The sequence below is a fragment of the Dictyobacter sp. Z7_2 genome, from assembly GCF_057551105.1.
In genome coordinates this window covers 404337-424233 of sequence record NZ_BAAJPE010000002.1, presented here as the reverse complement: position 1 = coordinate 424233, position 19897 = coordinate 404337, and the positions used below count along the sequence as shown (strand labels likewise).

10 protein-coding genes are annotated in these 19897 nt (G+C 46.3%); 8 read left to right on the top strand and 2 right to left on the bottom strand.

Translation table 11 applies throughout. The features are described 5' to 3' along the window. The first annotated feature begins 206 nt into the window (after positions 1-206). The 7 genes from AC27N8_RS15240 to AC27N8_RS15210 all read left to right on the top strand — a co-directional run bounded on the left by AC27N8_RS15240 (position 207) and on the right by AC27N8_RS15210 (position 7462). Entirely contained in the window at positions 207-1097 is an 891-nt protein-coding gene (locus AC27N8_RS15240; protein ID WP_487068238.1) for an LLM class flavin-dependent oxidoreductase, read from the top strand. A 120-nt stretch (positions 1098-1217) separates the two neighbouring features. Beyond that, positions 1218-3548: a xanthine dehydrogenase family protein molybdopterin-binding subunit gene (locus AC27N8_RS15235; protein WP_487068237.1), complete on the top strand. Its 2331-nt coding sequence runs from the start codon at positions 1218-1220 to the stop codon at positions 3546-3548. A 315-nt stretch (positions 3549-3863) separates the two neighbouring features. Continuing rightward, on the top strand, positions 3864-5042 hold the full coding sequence (moeB, locus tag AC27N8_RS15230; protein ID WP_487068236.1) for a molybdopterin-synthase adenylyltransferase MoeB: 1179 nt from the start codon (positions 3864-3866) through the stop codon (positions 5040-5042). Between the two features lie 111 nt (positions 5043-5153). After that, positions 5154-5426: a MoaD/ThiS family protein gene (locus AC27N8_RS15225; protein WP_487068235.1), complete on the top strand. Its 273-nt coding sequence runs from the start codon at positions 5154-5156 to the stop codon at positions 5424-5426. A 13-nt stretch (positions 5427-5439) separates the two neighbouring features. Beyond that, on the top strand, positions 5440-6375 hold the full coding sequence (locus AC27N8_RS15220) for a PLP-dependent cysteine synthase family protein (RefSeq protein ID WP_487068234.1): 936 nt from the start codon (positions 5440-5442) through the stop codon (positions 6373-6375). Continuing rightward, positions 6369-6794 (top strand): M67 family metallopeptidase, encoded by a 426-nt coding sequence (locus tag AC27N8_RS15215; RefSeq protein WP_487068233.1) that lies wholly within the window; start codon positions 6369-6371, stop codon positions 6792-6794. The genes AC27N8_RS15220 and AC27N8_RS15215 overlap by 7 nt, the downstream gene beginning before the upstream one ends. Before the next feature lie 221 nt (positions 6795-7015). Then, positions 7016-7462 (top strand): SRPBCC family protein, encoded by a 447-nt coding sequence (locus AC27N8_RS15210; RefSeq protein WP_487068232.1) that lies wholly within the window; start codon positions 7016-7018, stop codon positions 7460-7462. A gap of 157 nt (positions 7463-7619) precedes the next feature. Here the strand turns inward: AC27N8_RS15210 and AC27N8_RS15205 are convergent, their stop codons facing one another. Next, the gene (locus tag AC27N8_RS15205; protein ID WP_487068231.1) at positions 7620-8996 is read right to left on the bottom strand and encodes a hypothetical protein; all 1377 of its coding nucleotides are present in this window, start codon (positions 8994-8996) and stop codon (positions 7620-7622) included. Between the two features lie 463 nt (positions 8997-9459). After that, a complete protein-coding gene (locus tag AC27N8_RS15200) occupies positions 9460-11082 on the bottom strand; it encodes a hypothetical protein (RefSeq protein ID WP_487068230.1) in 1623 nt (540 codons plus the stop codon). A gap of 1445 nt (positions 11083-12527) precedes the next feature. Here AC27N8_RS15200 and AC27N8_RS15195 point away from each other — a divergent pair. Next, on the top strand, positions 12528-19847 hold the full coding sequence (locus tag AC27N8_RS15195; protein ID WP_487068229.1) for an amino acid adenylation domain-containing protein: 7320 nt from the start codon (positions 12528-12530) through the stop codon (positions 19845-19847). Positions 19848-19897: the final 50 nt, after the last annotated feature.

The window sequence follows — 19897 nt, the reverse complement described above, 5'->3', positions numbered from 1 at the left end:
AATATCACGATTATAGTAGTATCCTCTTTTCGCTAGCTTTTTGGAAAGACCCTTCAACTCTCTAGACGCAATTTTTTGGAGATGTTTGTGCAAATTTTTGGCTTGTCTACTAGATTGGCTTTCTGTGTGCTATGCTGAAAGAAGGATGAAAAAGCTTTCAACAAAGAATACGGAATTCGTATAGTCAAAATTGGAGGGGGCTGTATATGGCTGTTGCAGAGTTTGGTTTAATGCTACGGCAGAATGATCCTGGTCATCACTTGCAGGATGTGATTGATTTTAATCGTCAGTGCATTGAAGTAGCGGCACATGGATTTTCTACGCTCTGGCTGGAGGATCATTTACAGGTTGGCGCTACTGATGCATTAGAATGTTTGACGACACTGAGCTATTTAGCTGGGCAGTATCCTCAGTTTAAAATTGGATCGTTGGTCTTATCACAATCCTATCGCAATCCAGCCCTGCTAGCAAAGATGGCTGCTAATCTCCAGATGTTGACGGGTGGACGTTTGATCCTTGGACTTGGTGCTGGCTGGAAAGAAGATGAGTATCGAGCATATGATTATCCATTTCCACCCGTGAAGATGCGCATGGAGGAGTTAGAAGAGGCCATTCAGATTCTGCGCATGATGTGGCAGACTCACTCTGCCACATTTGAAGGGCAGCATTATCAAGTTCACAATGCCTATTGTGCGCCTCTTCCCGAACCAACAATCCCTTTGCTCATTGGTGGTGGGGGAGAGTTGCGGACTCTTGCCATTGTAGCTCGCTATGCTGATTGGTGGAATTTTAATTCATGTACCGTTGAAGAATATGCACATAAGCTGACAATTCTACGTCAGCATTGTGAGAGCGTAGGACGCGATCCTGCTGAGATCTCGCTTTCGTATCTGAGTACATTGAGCGTTTCAGATGATCCTGCTCAAGTTACGCGCCATCCCAGCAAGCATTTTATCGCGGGTAGTACATCGGAGGTAATTGAGGAGCTCGAGCGATTTAGCCGGATGGGCGTGACCCACTTTATGTTCCGTATCCTTGATGTTGCCTCACTCAAACATTTTGTCGAACATATTGTCCCTCATTTTTCTGCTTCGTAAGCGAGCAGTGTCAACATAGACGTAACTTGTGATACACTTTTATGGTGTCGATTTGTTATTGTGTCGATAAGCAATGCTGCTATCTGTCTCGATGCACTATTTTATGGAGTGATTTTCCCCATGGCACAGACTGTTGATCAAGAGACAAAGCATCTCTCTATCGGTAAGCCCACTCGTCGTATGGATGCAGAGGCAAAAATTACTGGATATACACGTTTTTCTGGCGATTTACCCTTTGTTGGTTTGCTACATGCACGTTTGGTGCTCAGTCCATACGCTCATGCACGCATTGAATCAATTGATGTCTCGGCTGCACTTGCTATCCCTGGCGTAGTGGCTGTCTATACTGGCAAAACATTAAAGATGGCAAATACACACAGCGGTTCGCGTTCTCAGGCTCCATTAGCCCTTGATGAGGTGTTCTGGTGTGGCCATCCAGTCGCAATCGTTCTTGCGGAGTCAGAGGCGCTGGCTGAGGATGGAATGGCTGCTGTCGATGTTGATTATGAGCCATTGCCTGTAGTACTTGATCCTTTATCGGCAATGCAGCTTGATGCCCCATTGACGCGTCCGCATGATGAAGATGAAGTATCCGAGATCGCGGGCGGCGGAACCCATGCAGATGTTGCAACCTCACAGGAGGAAGAAGAGGAAGAAGAATTTTCTCCAAATGTGACGGATCGTGTGCATATGCATACGGGTGACATTGAGGCAGGTTGGCGTGAAGCTGATGAGATTGTTGAGCATACATATCGCACGCATTCTGTGCATCAATCCTATCTTGAGCCACAATCGATTACCGTCGTACCTGATAAGTCAGGGAAGCATTTGACGGTTTATGCTAGTAGTCAGGGATTGTTCAGTGCACGCTCAGATATCTCGCAGGCTCTAGATATTCCAGAGCGGCAGGTGCGTGTTGAGTCAATGCCGATCGGTGGGGCTTTTGGCGGCAAATTTGGCCTGGTAGAACCTCTGGCAGCGGCTGCGGCGTATGCTCTTCGTAAGCCTGTACGTCTGGTGTATACACGTGATGAGGAGCTTCTGGCTGGTAATCCAGCTCCCCAGTCGTTTATCACAGTGAAGTTAGGTGCCAGGCGTGATGGAACGCTGGTCGCGCTTCAAGCAAAAATTGTGATGGATGCTGGTGCCTACGCGGGAGCTGCGGCCGGCCTGGCTGGTTATCTTATCTCTCATGTCTATCGTTGCCCACATGTAGATATTCGCGCTTACGAAGTCCTGACGAATAAAGTCAGTGTCGGCGCCTATCGTGCCCCGGCGGCTCCTCAGGCGGCCTTTGCGCTAGAATCTACCGTCAATGAGCTATGTCGCGCACTCGATATGGATGAGCTTACCTTTCGGAAACTCAATGGTCTCAAAGGGGGTGATGCCTCTGGTGATCCTCGACGTCCTGAGTGGCCTGCACTTGGGTTGATCGAGTGTCTGGAGAGTATTGAGCAGCATCCTCTGTGGAAAGAGCGTGCGACGCAGAAAACGCCTCCTGAAGGATTGGCCGGTTGGAAGATAGGTATCGGTCTGGCTGTTGGCGGCTGGCCCGGAGGGACCGACGCTGCGGCTGCTGCTTGTCGTCTTGAGCCGGATGGGACGATTTCGGTGATTGTGGGTACCGTTGATCTGACTGGATCAGATACGTCTCTGGCTATGATTGCAGCAGAGGGATTGGGTCTTGCATCCGAATCTGTCAATGTGGCTCACGATACGACTGATACGATGCCTTTTAGCGGTGCAACCGGTGGTAGTAAGACAATCTATTCGATGGGACCGGCGGTGCTGGCGGCAGCTCAAGATACCCGGCAGCAGATCTTGCAGATAGCTAGCGAGATGCTTGAGGCCGCTGTCGATGATCTGGAGATCACTGATGGTAATGTGGTTGTGAAAGGTGTTCCAGGGAAAAGCCTCTCGTTGAAGAAGATTGCTTCGGCGGCCGAACGTTTTAGTCCCAGTGGACCTATCTACGGTCGTGGACGTGCTGCTGTTCATGAGAATTCACCCATGTATGCTGCTCATCTTGCGAAAGTGGCGGTTGATCCTGAGACAGGTGAAGTACGTGTCCTGGATTTCGTGGCAGCTCAGGATATCGGTCGCGCTATCAATCCATCTGCTGTTGAGGGTCAGATCCATGGTGGTGTGACTCAAGGTATTGGCTGGGCCTTATTTGAGGGCCTTGAGCATGATGAAAATGGGCAATTATTGACAGCTACCTGGATGGATTATGCTATGCCTCATAGCTTTGATATCCCTAACATCACGACACTGCTGATAGAAGTTCCTTCTGGTAAAGGTCCCTATGGAGCAAAAGGGGTGGGTGAGCCTCCTGTGATCCCCGTCGCAGGTGCAATTGCCAATGCGATCTATGATGCTGTTGGGGTACGATCCCTGGAGTTGCCAATCACGCCTGAGCGCCTGTTTCAGGGCCTGAGTAAAGATAAATAGATCTCTCAACTGAAGCTGTTTCGTTTCGACGAGAAATAGTTGTTGCGATTGGAGAGCCTATCTGATTCCCTGCACCGGGAATCAGATAGGCTTTTAATGAGCGGGCACGCTGTTTGGAATAATTCAGGGAGTGTGTACTGTTTATATCTTTGAAGATGTATGATGCTTTCCCCTGATGGATCTTCCGAGGTTGAGCCAGCGTAGCGCTGATCATTTAGTTGAGCTTCCTTGACAAGAAAAAAAAGTACATGGTACTCTTTGGTTAGATAGTTTATAACTAATTAGATAAATATAGTCAACATTGAGGTAACAAACATGGGTGAGGCTTTTCGCGAAATACTGCGACAAGCGCGACAGCATGTACCCGAATGGTCTTCTTCACAAGTAAATGATGCTTTAAGTCATCGGAAGCAAAAGGAAGAAGACTTTACTCTGGTGGATGTGCGAGAGAAGGATGAATGGAACGAGGGATATATCTCTGGTGCTATTCACGTGCCACGTGGGCACCTTGAGTCGCAGATTGAAGAAAAAGTTCCGGATAAGTCAAAGCGCGTTATCCTGTATTGTGCTGGTGGAGTGCGCTCACTCATGGCAGCAAATACGCTCCAGCAGATGGGGTATGAAGATGTGATCTCCATGGCTGGTGGCTTCGGACAATGGAAGGGAAGCGGTTTAGGTTTCACGCAACCACGTACATTAAGTGAGGCTCAGACGAAACGCTATAGCCGCCACTTGCTGGTTCCCGAGGTTGGTGAGCAGGGACAATTAAAATTACTGGATTCGAAGGTGCTATTTATTGGTGCAGGCGGTCTGGGATCTCCAGCGGCTCTTTATCTCGCAGCGGCTGGTGTTGGCACGATTGGCATTATCGATGCTGATGTGGTCGACGATAGCAATTTGCAGCGTCAGGTTCTCCACAACACAGAACGTATTGGTCAATATAAGGCGGAGTCTGCTCGTACAACGTTGACCGCACTCAATCCTGATGTTAAGGTCAATATCTATATTGAGCGCCTCGATGAGACAAATGTAAAGCAGTTGGTTTCCGAGTACGATCTGATTATTGATGGTACCGATAACTTTCCAACACGCTACCTGCTCAATGATGCGGCTGTGCTCTTTAACAAACCAGTCGTCCATGGCAGTGTGTTTCGCTTTGAAGGACAGGTAACGGTCTTCAAACCTTATGATGGACCATGTTATCGCTGCCTTTATCCAGAGCCACCCCCCATTGCGCTGGCCCCAAGTTGTTCAGAGGCTGGAGTGCTTGGCGTCTTGCCTGGTATTATTGGTATCTTACAGGCGACTGAGGCGATTAAGGTGTTACTAGGTATTGGTGAGCCATTAATCGGACGTCTTTCGACTTATGATGCTCTCTCCGGTGAGTTCATGGAGCTACGGCTCTTCCGTGATCCAAACTGTGCGGCCTGTGGCGAACATGGACATCCTGAGGATCTTCCAACTTATGCTGATGTCTGCGCGATACCTGCCTGAGATGCAGATACGCTTACATCATAGAGTCTAATTATGCAAATGACGCTGGCCTGCTGAGGTTGGCGTCATTGAAAATGCTAGCAAGCACTATTTTAGTGGAGGGATATAGCAATGGCTAATGTTCGTTTAGCGCCGGTTCTGCGCTCGTTCGCAGGCGGCTCCAAGCAGGTCAGTGCTCAGGGGAGCACATTGGGTGAATTATTAACTAACCTGTATGAGAACTATCCTGCTTTGAAGGAGCAAATCCAACCTGATCAGGAGTTAAGCCGTTTTGTAAATGTCTATATTAACGATCAGGATGTGCGTTATCTACAAGGTTTGGAGACGCCGCTTGGAGCAAACGACAGTGTGACCCTTTTGCCCGCAATGGCAGGTGGCCGCTAGGAGAAATGAATATATGCGCTATGGCAGCATATTGGAGACTATTGGGAATACGCCGCTTGTCGAACTGAAAAGTTTCAGTCCTCGACCAGGAGTGGAGATCTATGCCAAGCTCGAAGGAAGTAATCCTTCGGGCAGTGTAAAGGATCGTGTGGCGAAAAAGATGATTGAGGCGGCGGAAGCAGATGGGACGCTACGCCCGGGATCTATCCTCCTGGAGCCCACAAGTGGCAATACTGGTATTGCACTGGCAATGATTGCTCGCATTAAAGGGTATCAGTTTGTGGCAGTGATGCCGGATAATGTGACCAGTGAACGTCGTCAGATGCTTGAGCTCTATGGCGCAAAAATTGTCTATTCGGACGGACATCAAGGAAGCAATGGGTCGGTCAAATTGGCGAAAGAGTTGGCACAAGAAGACGATCGCTACGTCATGTTGTATCAATATGGCAATCCTGCAAACCCACGGGCTCATTATGAAGGGACCGCTGTCGAAATCATTCAGGATCTCCCAGATATCGATGTTTTTGTAGCCGGTTTGGGAACTGGTGGGACCCTTACTGGTGTATCCCGCCGCTTAAAAGAATATAATCCAGCGATTAGAATTGTGGCCGCTGAGCCGCAACAGGGGGATGGCGTTCAGGGCTTGCGTAGCTTGAAGGATGGCTTTATCCCACCGGTCCTCGATCAATCGTTATTGGATATGAAGATATTTGTACCCAGTATCGCATCCATTCGCCGCACGCGACAGTTAAAGGATCAAGAAGGCATTTTCGCCGGCCCGTCCTGTGGTGCCGCTCTTCATGCTGCTTTGCGGGTCGCAGAGAGTATGGAGCAGGGAAAGATCGTTGTTCTGTTGGCTGATGGTGGCTGGAAGTATCTGAGTGAAGATCTCTGGACACGTGATGTGGATCAGATCGAAGAATCTTTAGAGGCAAAAATTTTATGGTAGTTGATGCAAATTTTGTCCTCCATATTCCTTCCCTTATCTACCAGGAGATGGTTGCACATGTGAGCGCTGGATATCCCAATGAGACATGTGGAGCGTTGGGGAGCCAGGGTGATCGCGTCATAAAAAATTATCCAACCGCAAATGCCGCTGAGCATCCTGATGACTTTTCGATTATTAGTGAGGCAGATATGGTGTGCATTTATAATGATATTGATGCGTACGATGGAGATATGATCTATTATCATTCTCATCCAATTACTGAAGCGTATCCCTCTGCACGGGATATTGATTGGGCTAAGCGTAGTAGCTATCTATATATCATCTTCTCACATCGCCATCATCCCGAGCCTCCCTACGCACGGGTCTTTAAAATCGACCCCCAGGGGAGCGTCTCAGAAGGCCAAATTATTGTAGATTGAGCCTGTTTCTAGATAGGGGAGAGATCTGTGGATTGATCGCAGATCTCTCCCCTACGTATTTCTAGTACTTAATTGCTTTTTGTTGATTTCTCCTGTCGACTTTATTATGATAGAATGCGTGTGTATAAATATGTTTAAAAATTTATGCCTCAATAATAGTACAGTAATTGACTATTTTTGGATCAAAATGAGTGTTTCGTCATAGAAAGGGCAATCTCAGTATGGAATTCTCTGGTTCGCACAAACTCAAAGCTACTCAAGAGCAAGTATTTCAGGCACTATTGAATCCAGCAGTTTTGAAAGAGAGTGTTCCCGGTTGTAGTGAGGCCGAATTTGTCGAAGTCCCATGGGCAGCTGGTCGTCATATCAAACTTGTGATCTCGCTCAATATCCCTGGCCTGTCGGGTTCATATAATGTCTTCATCAAGCCAGAAGATGTCGTTGAGCCATCACATCTGGTACTGGTCAGCTCTCCTAGTAGCTCTGTTGGAACCATTCATGCCCGCTGCGTTGTTGACCTGAGCACAGAGGGTGCTGAGACGGCGTTGAAGTATGCCACTGAAGCTACTTTGGAAGGTAAACTCGCTTCCACACCTGAGTTTGTGATTAAAACAGCTGTGAAAAGCTCAATTGATCGCTTCTTCAAGAATCTTGAGAAACATATCTAGTAATTGCTCGATTACTAGTCGTGGGGCGGAATACAAGAGGTTGGAAACGACTTTTTGTATTCCGCTTTTGTTTGGTGTTTTCTGTTTGTATGATACTTCGTGTTAGCGTGATTACTGGTTTGTCCTGTAGGTTGATTGGTCCGTCATGCTTGCTGATTTAGCTTAAGGCTGTAATGCTGACCTGATAGGGCGTGAGTGCAATCGTTTTGTTATTGATATGTACAGTGATCGGATTAGCAGTCTTATTAACGAGCATCACGTTCTTATTCGATACCAGAGCACCTATGCTGGCAGGGTCTGAGATGCTGGTTTTAAAGATTGTGGTCCCTGAGCCAAAATCATCTTTTAAAGATTTATAGCTGGCGTACCAGGGGCGAGGCTGACCTCCATCGGCATTTTGGGTAGAGGTCCAGAGCCCAAAATCTGATCCTCCATCACCAAAGTTATTCCAGGATAAGGTAACCCCTCCACCAGCCTGAATAAACTGTATCATTGTATAAGCTTTGAGTGCGTTATCTTCATTGACATTTGTTCCACTTGTCTGGCTCCAGGAATACCACTCAGCTAGCCAGATGGGAAGCGTGGTGGCGCCCGGATAAACGTTTGGATCAAGCGACCGTAGCCATTTAATGGTGTCTGCAAAGACATCGGTTGCGTCAAAGGGCTGCTGGTGAAGGATTTGCATCGTATCGCGATTTTGCAACGATGCGTCGAAGGTGATAAAGCCAGCACCTGTTTTGTGTTGGAGCCAGTATTGAAGGACGTCGAGTGCACGTTGATCAAAGACACCATATGGTTCTGCAAGGGCTGATGGGTTGCTGCTCTTTTTGGCACTGGACCAGGTTTCTACTACCACATAGGGGCCGCCGATCTTAATATTTTGAGGAGCGATGTGCTGTGAGGTAGCAACATTCATCAAAGTGCTATAAACCTGATTGTACATATAGGTATAGCCGTGTGTCGCATTGTCTCCGCCGGGTTTGCCGGGGCTGGTAGTAAAGTCGTAACTATTGGTATCAGGATCGAAATAACCTTTTAATTCATTCCAGACCTGGAAATAACGCACATTGTAGGGCGGCTTCATATAGCGTTCTGCAACTGCCTGGACCAGATGGGTCCAGGCACTCATTTTATTATCCAGGATACGAGAGCTATAGGCGATGTCTTGCCACTCATCTGAGGCCTTTAGCAGGGTTGTCTTGCCATTGCCTTCATATTCCCCCTTCATCCACCAGGGAGCCTCTGCTAACGTGATGACAGGCGTCTCACCTAAATCGACAGCGGTTTTTATACGGGCATCAAGTGCGCTCCAATCTGTAGGATCTGGTGTGGATGGATTGGGCCAGGGATCAGGCAGTCCCCAGGCCATGATTGAGGTATTCATATATTTTATGCCTTGCTGGATCTGGGATTGCACCCTGGATACTGCACAGGCATCGTTATCTGACACTTGCATCATCTGATTATCTGATTGTGTTACTCCAGGCTCAAACTGGGATGTGGTTGTTGCTTGCCTGTCGTATGTAACAGTCACGGTTTGATTATCCTGGACTGTTGCGCTTTTATTGTATCCAAGGGTGTCCATATTTGTATTTTGATCCGCATTGGTAGTAGAGGACGACCGTGCACTGCTATTACTGGCAGAACTATTGCACTGAGTTGTATTCTTTTTTGAGGAATTGGTCGAACTGGTTGGACCGGCACAAGAAAATAACAGCGGCAATAGAAACATGTACAATATGAGTGCCAGGATGGAGTTTGTTCTCCATTTTTTTCTAAGCATTTTTATCGTTCTTTGAATTTAGCAATAGTCACCAGTAATAGAAGGAGATTATAACAGAAAATATTTGCTCTCCATCCTTCTTGTACGAAAGAGTTTGGCATCTTGTTGTTTCTCATCGGTGGAAGTCCTGGTGTATTTTCAGGTACACAAAAAAGAGGAGGCATACACATACCTCCTCTTTTCTATGATTATGTAGTTATCGTACCACAATGTGCTATGTCAGATTGGTAATACTGACCTGATAAGGAGTCAGCGGAATCGTTGTGCCTTCAACGTTTACTGAGAGGTTATTCGCAGTTTTGTTGACGAGCATAAGTTTCGTTTTTGATGCCATGGCCGCAACTGAGGAAGGATTGGACACAGTCGTTTTGTAAATGACTGTTCCTGAACCAAAGTCATCCTGTAAGGATTGGTAGGTAAAGTACCAGGGATGAGGTTGGCCTCCTCCATAAGAGGATGGGGGCGACCAGAGACCGAAATCTGATCCTCCATTACCAAAGTTGTTCCAGGATAATGCGGTGCCTCCACCAGCTTGAATAAATTGCATCATGGTATAGGCCTTAAGCGCATTGTCTTCATCGACGCTTGTGTTATCGATTTCTGTCCAGGAGAACCATTCAGAGAGATTGATGGGTAGGGTTGTGGCACCTGGATACAAATTGGGATTAAGCGAACGAATCCATGTGACCATGTCGGCAAAGAGGTTTGCAGCGACAAACGGTTGTTGATTAAGAATTTTCATCGTATCTCTGTCTTCGAGCGAAGCATCGAACGTAATAAAGCCAGCCCCCGTTTTATGCTGAAGCCAGTATTGTAAGACGTCGAGGGGACGCTGATCGAAGACGCCGTAGGGTTTAGAAATCTTCGATGGATCACTCTGTTTTTGGCTGGACCAGACATCTGCGAAGACATAAGGGCCACCAACTTTGATGTCCTGCTGTGAGATGTGTTGTGCGGTAGCGACATTCATCAAAGTACTGTAGACCTGATTATACATATAGGTATAACCGTTGCGCGCATTTGGTCCATCGGGCTGACCCGCAGTGGTGGTGAAGTCATATTTATTGGTATCGGCATCGAAATAGCCTTTTAACTCGTTCCAGACCTGGAAGTGGCGTACGTTGTAAGGTGGTTGCATGTAACGTGTTGCAACATCCTGTACTAGTTGTGTCCATGCGCTCATTTTATTGTCTAGAATCCGAGAGTTATACGCGATATCCTTCCACTCATCATCAGCGGTGAGTTGTTGGGTGTGTCCCTTGCCATTGTATTCTCCTTTCATCCACCAGGGAGCTATTGCCAGGGTTATAATGGGAGTCTTTCCCAGATCTACCGCCAATTTTACCCGAGCGTCAAGCGTGGCCCAGTCTGTCGGAGCCGGTGTAGAGGGATCAGGCCAGGGGTCAGGAAGCCCCCAACCCATAATTGGCATGTTCACATATTGTGCGCTTTTTTGGATCATGTCTTCAACGTTGGCTGTCGCTGTTGGGTCTCCTCCATGCCCTGGATCCAATGAAGCATCAGATAAGGTGATGCCCGATGCGTATTGTGATGTGATGGTGCATTGCTTTTTGATTGTAATACTAATCGTTGCATTACTGCTACTCGGTGTCTGATTCCCCTGATTACAAAATGCATTAGAAATAGCAGTAGCAGTAGCACTCGTATTAGGCTTGCCAGGATTCTGAGTGTTACTACTATTACTGTTACTTGAATTGTTGTTTTGTGTAATATCTTGGCTATCTTTATTGAATGGATTCGCACATGATGCAAATAGCGGAATGAGTAGGATAAGAAGACAAAGAAAGCAGAAGGAGTCCGTCCTCCAGTTTTTCATAAATATCCCCATTCTTGTACAATTCCACCTCATAAAATGAGCAAAAAAATCAGGTATGGCTGTTCCAATAGTACTTTTGGGCCTACTGAAAAAGTCGCTCCATACCTACTTCCTGCATCACTACTAGAGATGTCGCAGTATTCTTCATTGACGAATGGATATTGGTCAATATATTATATGAAGAAGACTTTGTAAATAATCTTGTTTTTAGTACTAGCGTTGGATTGATTTAATCGTAGAAAAATCTCCATTTCCCCGATTATTCGTAACGCTCTACTAATGTTTTCGGAAAGTGTTCGTACGAGATAAAATGGGTCTTTTTTGTGGTATGGTATCGTCGTAAGAAAAGTATTTCCTCTGTCCTATAGTAATAACAGAATGTAGCCATGCGTCAAATAGATAGGAAAAATGGCACCCTCTGTATATCAAATAGAAGGACAGAAAAGTCATGATTGCGGCGTTAAATTAGTGAATGTATATTGATCTGCTTATTTCTACTGATATCTAGCTACTTGCTACAAATTACTGATTACCTACATGCTATACAGGTAATTCGCCTTACATTATACAAGGTTGATAATATTCAATATATGTGTGATTAAATGAGAATGATCAAATTATAGGAAAATGTTCTCATACATAAAACGAAACAAGACAATCCTTAACCGTCGTGCTAAACTAGACTGGTATCCAATGTATAGGTACTTTGATATAAGTGGATCAGCCAGGAGCAGTTATTATTATCTGATAGTAAGTCGATTGATCCAAATTCAATAAATATACGTAATGGTTTGTGAGCGGCTCAATAATGTTTTTATTCGTATCAAAAATGAAGTCTATAAGGCATTGTATGCCTCTCGGTTTCTGATTAATTCGTCATGAATTGGAGGTTCTGTTTATGTTAATAAGCCGGGAGAATCTAATGTTACAGGCTCTATGTGTAACATCTGTTGGAAAAGCCTTATTTGATCTTTTTGATGCACTAAATATGACGCGATGGAACGCGGCAAAAGAAAGCCCGTTAGCTGGTTGAGAAACCCTCCCAGGCGATCCATTGAGCAAGTACTCCAAACTGCTTCGTAACGAAAGCAAACCCAGATGTGCTATTTCCTCGATGGCTGGATTGAAATCCACGGCAATGGTGTTTCCAGTTATAACGTTTTCGGTTTCCCTCCTGTCAATTCGAGCAGAGTCGCTCATGCATCACTGGATGACATATATAGAAGTCATCAGTGAGTCAGTCTAAAGTCGATGTAGCTGCAACTACAATCACTACCACACCAGGGAAGAGATTGAGTGGGTGGATGGCAAGGATATGCATGTGGTTTCAAGGATGATAGTTGTTTGTGTACTGTGAATGCGCCTTAACGAAAACATTTTCGCCGCTTCTCTTGCTGTACACAAAATATATTGATGAGCGTAGATAGAATAAAGGAACGTTTTTGATGCTAAAAACGGAAAATCTTTCAGAAAATCAGCATTCTTTCACAGAAATGCAATTACAAGATAAAATCACGCAAAATATGCACAAATCTATTGGCTCTATTCCCAAACGCCAGATGTCAAAACCTGCATCGTTATCACTTGAACAGCAACAGATGTGGATATTGTCACAGTTTGTCACCGATAAGCCTATTTTCAATGAATCATTGATTGTCCGCCTGCCTGGTCATATAGATACAGATGCTCTTGAACAGAGCCTGAACGCTTTCATTGAGCGCCACGAGATTTGGCGTACGACGTTTCCTGTGATTGATGAACAGCCTGTACAGTGGGTGCATCCGAAACTTCAACTGTATATGTCGGTTATTGATCTTCGCGAGTATGCAATTGCCGAGCAAGAAACAGAGGCTATACATCTGGCGACAGAGCAAGTTCGACCGATGTTTGATCTAACCGAACTGCCATTGGTGCGAGCTATGCTGATTCATTTTGCTGATGATGATCATCGTCTCTACCTGACGCTCCACCAGATGCTTTTTGATAGCACAATCTATCCGATATTTCTATCAGAACTCTCCAAACACTATGAAGCGGTCGTGCATGAAAAATATGCATTATTGTCCCCATTACCAGTACAATATGCTGATTTTGCAGCCTGGCAACGTGAACGCTTACAGAGTGCTCATCTGGATGATCAGCTGGGTTATTGGAAGCAGCAACTGGCTGGTGCTCCAGCACTTGAGCTACCAACCGATCGACCACGCTTATCACAGCAAACGTATGAGGGAGCTAGCTTGAGGTTCTCGTTAGAGCATGATTTGGTCGATGGACTGAAAAGGCTTAGCCATAATTCAGGTGCTACACTTTATATGGTTTTCGTTGCGACATTCAATGTGCTCTTGCAGAGATCCTCGGGGCAGGATGATATTCTGGTGGGGAGTATCAGTAGGGATCATATCTCTCGCGAAGTGCAGCAATTGGTTGGTCCTTTTGAGAATATATTAGCACTGCGCACAGATATGTCGGGGAATCCTACCTTTCTGGATCTTCTGGGCCGTGTGCGCGATATTGTATTAGATGCTCAAATGCATCAAGATATACCCTTTGAATATCTTGCCAAAGCATTAAGTGTTGAGCATGGTGTTGTGCGCGATTCTCTCTTACGAGCAATCATTACAATGGAGCCATCCCAGGCGATGCTTCCTTCGGGTTGGACGATAGCTCGTTCGGCAGTTGAAACTGGCTATACTCCTTTTGATTTTGTCTTGTCACTTGATGATCGCACTGATGGCTTTCAAGCTCAGTTAAGATACAATACTGATCTATGGAACCCCAAGACGATGCAACGTATGGTTGATCACTGGCGTGTCCTTTTGAAGTCTGTCGTAGCAGATCCTAACCAGCATATTGCGAATCTCCCTTTGCTGACCGTTGCTGAACGTGAACAGCAGCTGGTGACATGGAATGCCACGGCAGTCGATAATCCTGAGTATGTCTGCCTTCATCAACTAATAGAGAGGCAGACAGTACAGACTCCTGATGCCACGGCCGTTCTCTTTGAGGATATGCGTCTCACATATCGGGAACTCAATCAGCGAGCGAATGCGTTGGCTCGTCGTCTCAATGAGAGTGGAGTTGGACCTGATGTACTGGTGGGCGTCTGTATGGAGCGTTCGATTGAAATGGTCGTCGCATTACTGGCTATCCTCAAAGCGGGAGGAGCATATGTGCCACTTGATCCAGATTATCCCCCCGACCGACTTGCTTATATGATCTCTGACGCACGTATCTCTCTCGTGCTTGCTCAAACGGCTGTGCTCGAACGTATCGTATTGAGCGGCGTAGAGACCCTCATTCTTGATGCGCATAAAGCATACTCTGCTGCAGCTTTGGATGATGAGAATCTAGATATTCCTGTCCAGTTAAACAATCTTGCTTACATGATTTATACCTCAGGGTCGACTGGTCGTCCTAAAGGGGTAATGATTGATCACCAGAGCATCGCAATGCGTTTGCAATGGCTGCAACAAATGCAACCATTACACCCCGGTGATCTTCTACTGAATAAGACCACATTTAGTTTTGACCCTTCCGTGTATGAGTTCTTCTGGCCCTTATGTGTTGGGGCTGGCATACTTGTGGCGGCTCCTCAAGGGCATACAGATCATATCTATCTGCTCTCCTTGATTCAAAAATATCAGGTCAGCGTCCTGAATTTTTCCCCATCGGCGTTGGGTTTGTTTGTGCAGGAGCCTGCCTGGAGAGATTGTCAGAGCGTCAGGTTGGTGATGTGCGGAGGCGAAGCCCTTCCTCCTGAGCTTGTGGAGCAATTCTATGCGCATAACCAGTGGGCAACGCTCTGGAATATGTATGGACCAACTGAAGCGACGATTTTTGCTTCAGGATGGTTATGTGAACGTGATGGACAACGTCAAGTACTGCCACTTGGTCGTCCTGTCGCTGAGACGGAAATTTACTTGCTTGATAAGTATATGCAGCCTGTCCCGATTGGTGTTGCGGGAGAACTTTATATTGGCAGTAAAACAGGTGACGTTGGATTGGCACGTGGATATTTTCAACGTCCTGATCTGACCGCTGAGCGTTTTGTCCCGCATCCTTTTAGTCAACATCCAGGTGTGCATCTTTATCGTACTGGTGATCTGGCACGTTATCAGGAAGATGGTCTGATTGAATTTCTTGGTCGCATTGATCAGCAGATCAAATTACGTGGTTTTCGGATTGAGCTTGGCGAGATTGAGTCGGCACTCCAGGCGCAACGCGGCATTCAGCAGGCGATTACAACTGTCCACGAGGATACTACAGGAACCAAACGATTAGTTGCCTATCTGCTGACTGTCCAGGGGGCATTTCCTGGTATCGAAACATTGCGTGTTGCACTAAAAGACAAGTTACCAGATTACATGGTTCCATCTGCTTTTGTCCTGCTCGATGCTTTTCCGCTTTCTCCGACTGGTAAGGTTGATCGGCGAGCGCTACCTGAGCCTGATACCCTGGAATCCAATCATGGTAGTGCTTTTGTTGCTCCTCGCGATCCCGTAGAGGAGATGCTGGCACTGATCTGGATGGATCTGTTGCATATCCAGCAGATCAGTGTATATGACAACTTCTTTGAGATAGGTGGCCACTCTCTATTAGCAATGCAAGTTGTGGCACATATCCGGCAGATGCTCCAGATTGAGGTAACGATTCTTCATCTTTTTGATACTCCGACGATTGCCGGCCTGGCTCATCACCTGCACACGCAGATGCAAGTTAAGCAAGCAACCACTGTTCCAGCATTGGTGCCTGCTGCTCGTATCTCCGACTTGCCAGCCTCATTTGCGCAAAGAAGCCAATGGTTTCTCCATGAATTGGATTCTCTAAGTACGGCTTACAATGAGCCTCTTCTCATCCGCCTGGAGGGTCCACTCTCGTTTGAGGCGCTCAAGCGTAGCCTGGAGATGCTTGTACAGAGACATGAATCCTTGCGTACCACCTTCGATAGTCGTGATGGCCAGCCTATTCAGATCATCGCATCGCAGTTTTCTCCGTCGGTACCAGTGATCGATCTCAGTGACGTGGTAGGTTCAGCACATGAAGAGCAGATTTTTCGTTTGACTCAACAAGAACTTCATACACATTTTGATCTCGTTACGGGACCACTCATGCGTGTACAACTGCTACGTCTGGGTGAAGAGAAGCATCTCTTGCTTATCACATGTCATCACATTATCTTTGATGGCTGGTCTGTAGATGTCATGTTGAGAGATCTCACATTGCTGTATCAGTCTCTCATACATGATAGGCTTGCGTCACTGCCGGATTTGCCTGTTCAATATGCTGATTATGCCCTCTGGCAGCTGCAATGGATGCACGATGAAGCTTTACAAAATCATCTTCACTATTGGCAGCAACAATTAGCAGGCGCTCCTGATCTTATTACCTTGCCATCTGATCGACCACGTCCGGCCGTTCAAAGTACCTCTGGTGCACAGCAGAAAGTACTCTTGCCTGCTGAACTGCTTCAAGCACTCAAAGTTTTGAGCCAGCAAGAGGGAGTAACGCTCTATATGACCCTTCTGGCGGCCTTCCAGGTACTCTTGATGCGCTCAAGCGATCAGCATGATATAGTAGTTGGGACGCCAGTAGCAAATCGTTCCCATCGTGAGATAGAGGAATTGATTGGTTTCTTCGTAAACACTTTAGCTTTACGTGTTGATTTATCAGATAATCCGGATTTTCGCGCTTTGTTGTTGCGGGTGCGCCAGATAACATTGGATGCCTATGCTCATCAAGATTTACCGTTTGAGAAAGTCGTGGAATCCCTATCAATGGAGCGCTCTTTAAGTTATTCACCGATATTTCAGGTGATGTTTGTGATGCAGAGCATGTCGCTAAGTACGCGTCAGACCGATGACTTATCCTGGAGTCCATCACGAATTGAGAGTACCTCTGCAAAGTTTGATCTGACGTTCACTGTGCAAGAAGTAGAACAAGAGCTTTTGACAAGTATTGAGTATAATACTGATTTATATAATCAGTCGACAATTGAGCGCTTACTGACGCATTGGCAAGGTCTCTTAGCGTCGATTGTCCAGGATGCGGATCAAGCGATTGATCTGCTTCCTATGCTTTCAAACAGTGAGCTTGAACAGATTTTAGTTGCGTGGAATGATACCGCTGTTGAGTATCCAGAGTATTGTGCTCTTCATCAACTTGTCGAGCGGCAGGTTGAGCGTACCCCCGAGGCGGTTGCAATCTTTTTTGAAGAGCAACAGATCACCTATCAAGAGCTCAATTGGAGAGCCAATCAACTGGCTCATCGTCTTGATACTCTAGGGATTGGGCCTGATGTACTGGTGGGTGTCTGTATGGAGCGCTCAGTGGAACTTGTCATTGCAGTGCTCGCCATTCTCAAAGCGGGTGGTGCTTACGTGCCGCTTGATCCTACATATCCTCAAGATCGTCTTGCTTATATGGTTGCCGATGCTCATGTGCCGCTAGTTCTCACTCAGACATCTGCCAGCCAGCCTATTGCCTCTCTGGGTATTGAGATGCTTTCTCTGGATGATGCAGAACTTTTTAGTGCTGATTGGGATGGGGACAACCTCGATAAGTCAGTAAGCATGGAAAATATTGCCTATCTGATTTATACATCAGGTTCAACTGGAAAACCGAAAGGCGCCATGAACTCGCATCGTAACATCTTTAATCAATTGATGTGGAGACAGCGTGCTTCCTGCCGGATTGATAGCCGCGATCGCATTCTACAAAAAACACCATTTAGCTTTGATGTCTCGGTCTGGGAGTTGTTTTGGCCACTGCTGGCTGGTGCGAGTCTGGTGGTTGCTCGCCCTGAAGGACATAGAGATCCGGCATATCTGAAATCAGTGATGATTGAATCTGCTATCACGACAATGCATTTTGTGCCGGCAATGCTGCAAGTCTTCTTGATGGAAGATAATTTGAGGAGTTGCACGGCTCTTCGTCAGGTTATGAGTGGTGGTGAGGCTCTGACGTCCGAGCTACAAGAGCATTTCTTTGCACGTTTCCCGGCACCAGTGCGCCTATTCAATATGTATGGGCCAGCTGAAGCCGCCATTGATGTGACGGCCTGGGAGTGTCAACGAGAAGGTGATCAAAGGAATATCCCGATTGGCTATGCGATTGCAAATACACAGCTGTATATCCTGGATACGATGCTCCAGCCAGTGCCTACGGGGATGGCAGGCGAACTCTATATCAGTGGTATGAGTCTGGCACGTGGATATCATCAGCGACCAGAGTTGACTGCGGAACGCTTTATCCCAAATCCTCTGAGCTCTGAGCCTGGTGCACGCTTTTATCGCACTGGTGATTTAGCACGTTACCGTGATGATGGAGCAATCGAGTATCTGGGACGACTTGACTATCAAGTCAAGCTACGTGGATTTCGCATCGAGCTTGGTGAAATTGAAGCCGCTCTTCTCCTGCAGCCAACGATCCAGCAAGCTATTGCTCAGATACATAAAGATGTATCTGGCAACCAATTTTTGGTTGCGTACTTGATTTCATCCGGCGAACAAGTGACGGGCGAAGTATTGCGCATGGCCCTTAAAGAGGTCTTACCGGATTATATGGTACCAACTGCCTTCGTCTATCTGGACGCCTTTCCTTTAACCCCAAGTGGTAAAGTTCAGCGTCAAGCTTTACCTGCTCCTGATACGAGTAGGACAGACATCGCAGATGATAGCTATGTTGAGCCAACTGAGATTATCCATTATCAGTTGCTTAATATCTGGGAAGAGCTTCATACCGTGCGACCTATTGGTATACGAGATAACTTCTTTCATCTTGGTGGACATTCATTGCTTGCCGCGCGTTTGATCGCGCGAATTGAACAGGTCTTTGGGAAGAGGATCTCTTTATCAACGTTATTCGCAGGTCCAACTATTGAAGCTTTAACACGGGTGCTGCAAGAGCAAACGAATTCTAATCCAAGATCACCATTGATTCCAGTGCAGATTACGGGATCGAAAAAGCCATTCTTCTTTTTACATGGAGATTGGACGGGAGGGGCATACTACTGCTTTACGCTGGCACGTCAAGCAGGGCCTGATCGACCATTTTATGTATTGGAGCCATTCGTGTTTGATGATAATCAGGAGATACCTACTATTGAGAGGCTGGCGAGTTCGTACCTCAAGCTGATGCGTTCGGTCCAGGCTACAGGCCCATACAATCTTGGAGGTTATTGTAATGGAGGTGTTATCGCTTATGAAATAGCCCAGCAATTGCAGAATCAAGGCGAACAGGTTGATTTCCTGGCATTGGTTGATCCAGCGGCGAGTTCAATGCCTAAGGGTTTTATTAACCTTTTCGAGCATGTTTTGCACTTACCTGAGAGGCGGCAATGGAGTATTTATCTTCGCTTGCGGCATATCTACATTAGAAAAATCCGTCCAATGTTATCGCGACTCTCCCATACAGTTGATGATCAATTATTGAAAGGCATCATGATGCTTATTGACCAGGATCAAAAATTTACCCATTTGTTTCCGCCAATAACAACGTTGAGGAAAGATTACAACACAATTTTTTCCTGGGCGCTCCAACACTATACCCATCGTCCCTATCCAGGTAAAGCTACATATATCTGGGCTCGTGAGGCACTCACAAGTGGGGATCGAGATTTCTGGGTGAATAATGTTGAAATTAAAGAGACAGAGTCGTTCATTGTTCCTGGTACACACTACAGCATTTTGGTCGATGAGCTTCAGACTTTTGCCGAGAGTCTGGGTACCAGCTTACAAGAGATACCAGAGCGAAAGCTTCTAAACTGATAATAAAAATAGCTTTAAAAAGCCAAAAAGTGTAAATGAGGGTAAATATA

Coding starts and splice junctions, on each gene's coding strand:
- AC27N8_RS15240 (WP_487068238.1), top strand. CDS start 207: ATGGCTGTTGCAGAGTTTGGTTTAATGCTACGGCAGAATGATCCTGGT.
- AC27N8_RS15235 (WP_487068237.1), top strand. CDS start 1,218: ATGGCACAGACTGTTGATCAAGAGACAAAGCATCTCTCTATCGGTAAG.
- moeB (WP_487068236.1), top strand. CDS start 3,864: ATGGGTGAGGCTTTTCGCGAAATACTGCGACAAGCGCGACAGCATGTA.
- AC27N8_RS15225 (WP_487068235.1), top strand. CDS start 5,154: ATGGCTAATGTTCGTTTAGCGCCGGTTCTGCGCTCGTTCGCAGGCGGC.
- AC27N8_RS15220 (WP_487068234.1), top strand. CDS start 5,440: ATGCGCTATGGCAGCATATTGGAGACTATTGGGAATACGCCGCTTGTC.
- AC27N8_RS15215 (WP_487068233.1), top strand. CDS start 6,369: ATGGTAGTTGATGCAAATTTTGTCCTCCATATTCCTTCCCTTATCTAC.
- AC27N8_RS15210 (WP_487068232.1), top strand. CDS start 7,016: ATGGAATTCTCTGGTTCGCACAAACTCAAAGCTACTCAAGAGCAAGTA.
- AC27N8_RS15200 (WP_487068230.1), bottom strand. CDS start 11,082: ATGAAAAACTGGAGGACGGACTCCTTCTGCTTTCTTTGTCTTCTTATC.
- AC27N8_RS15195 (WP_487068229.1), top strand. CDS start 12,528: ATGCTAAAAACGGAAAATCTTTCAGAAAATCAGCATTCTTTCACAGAA.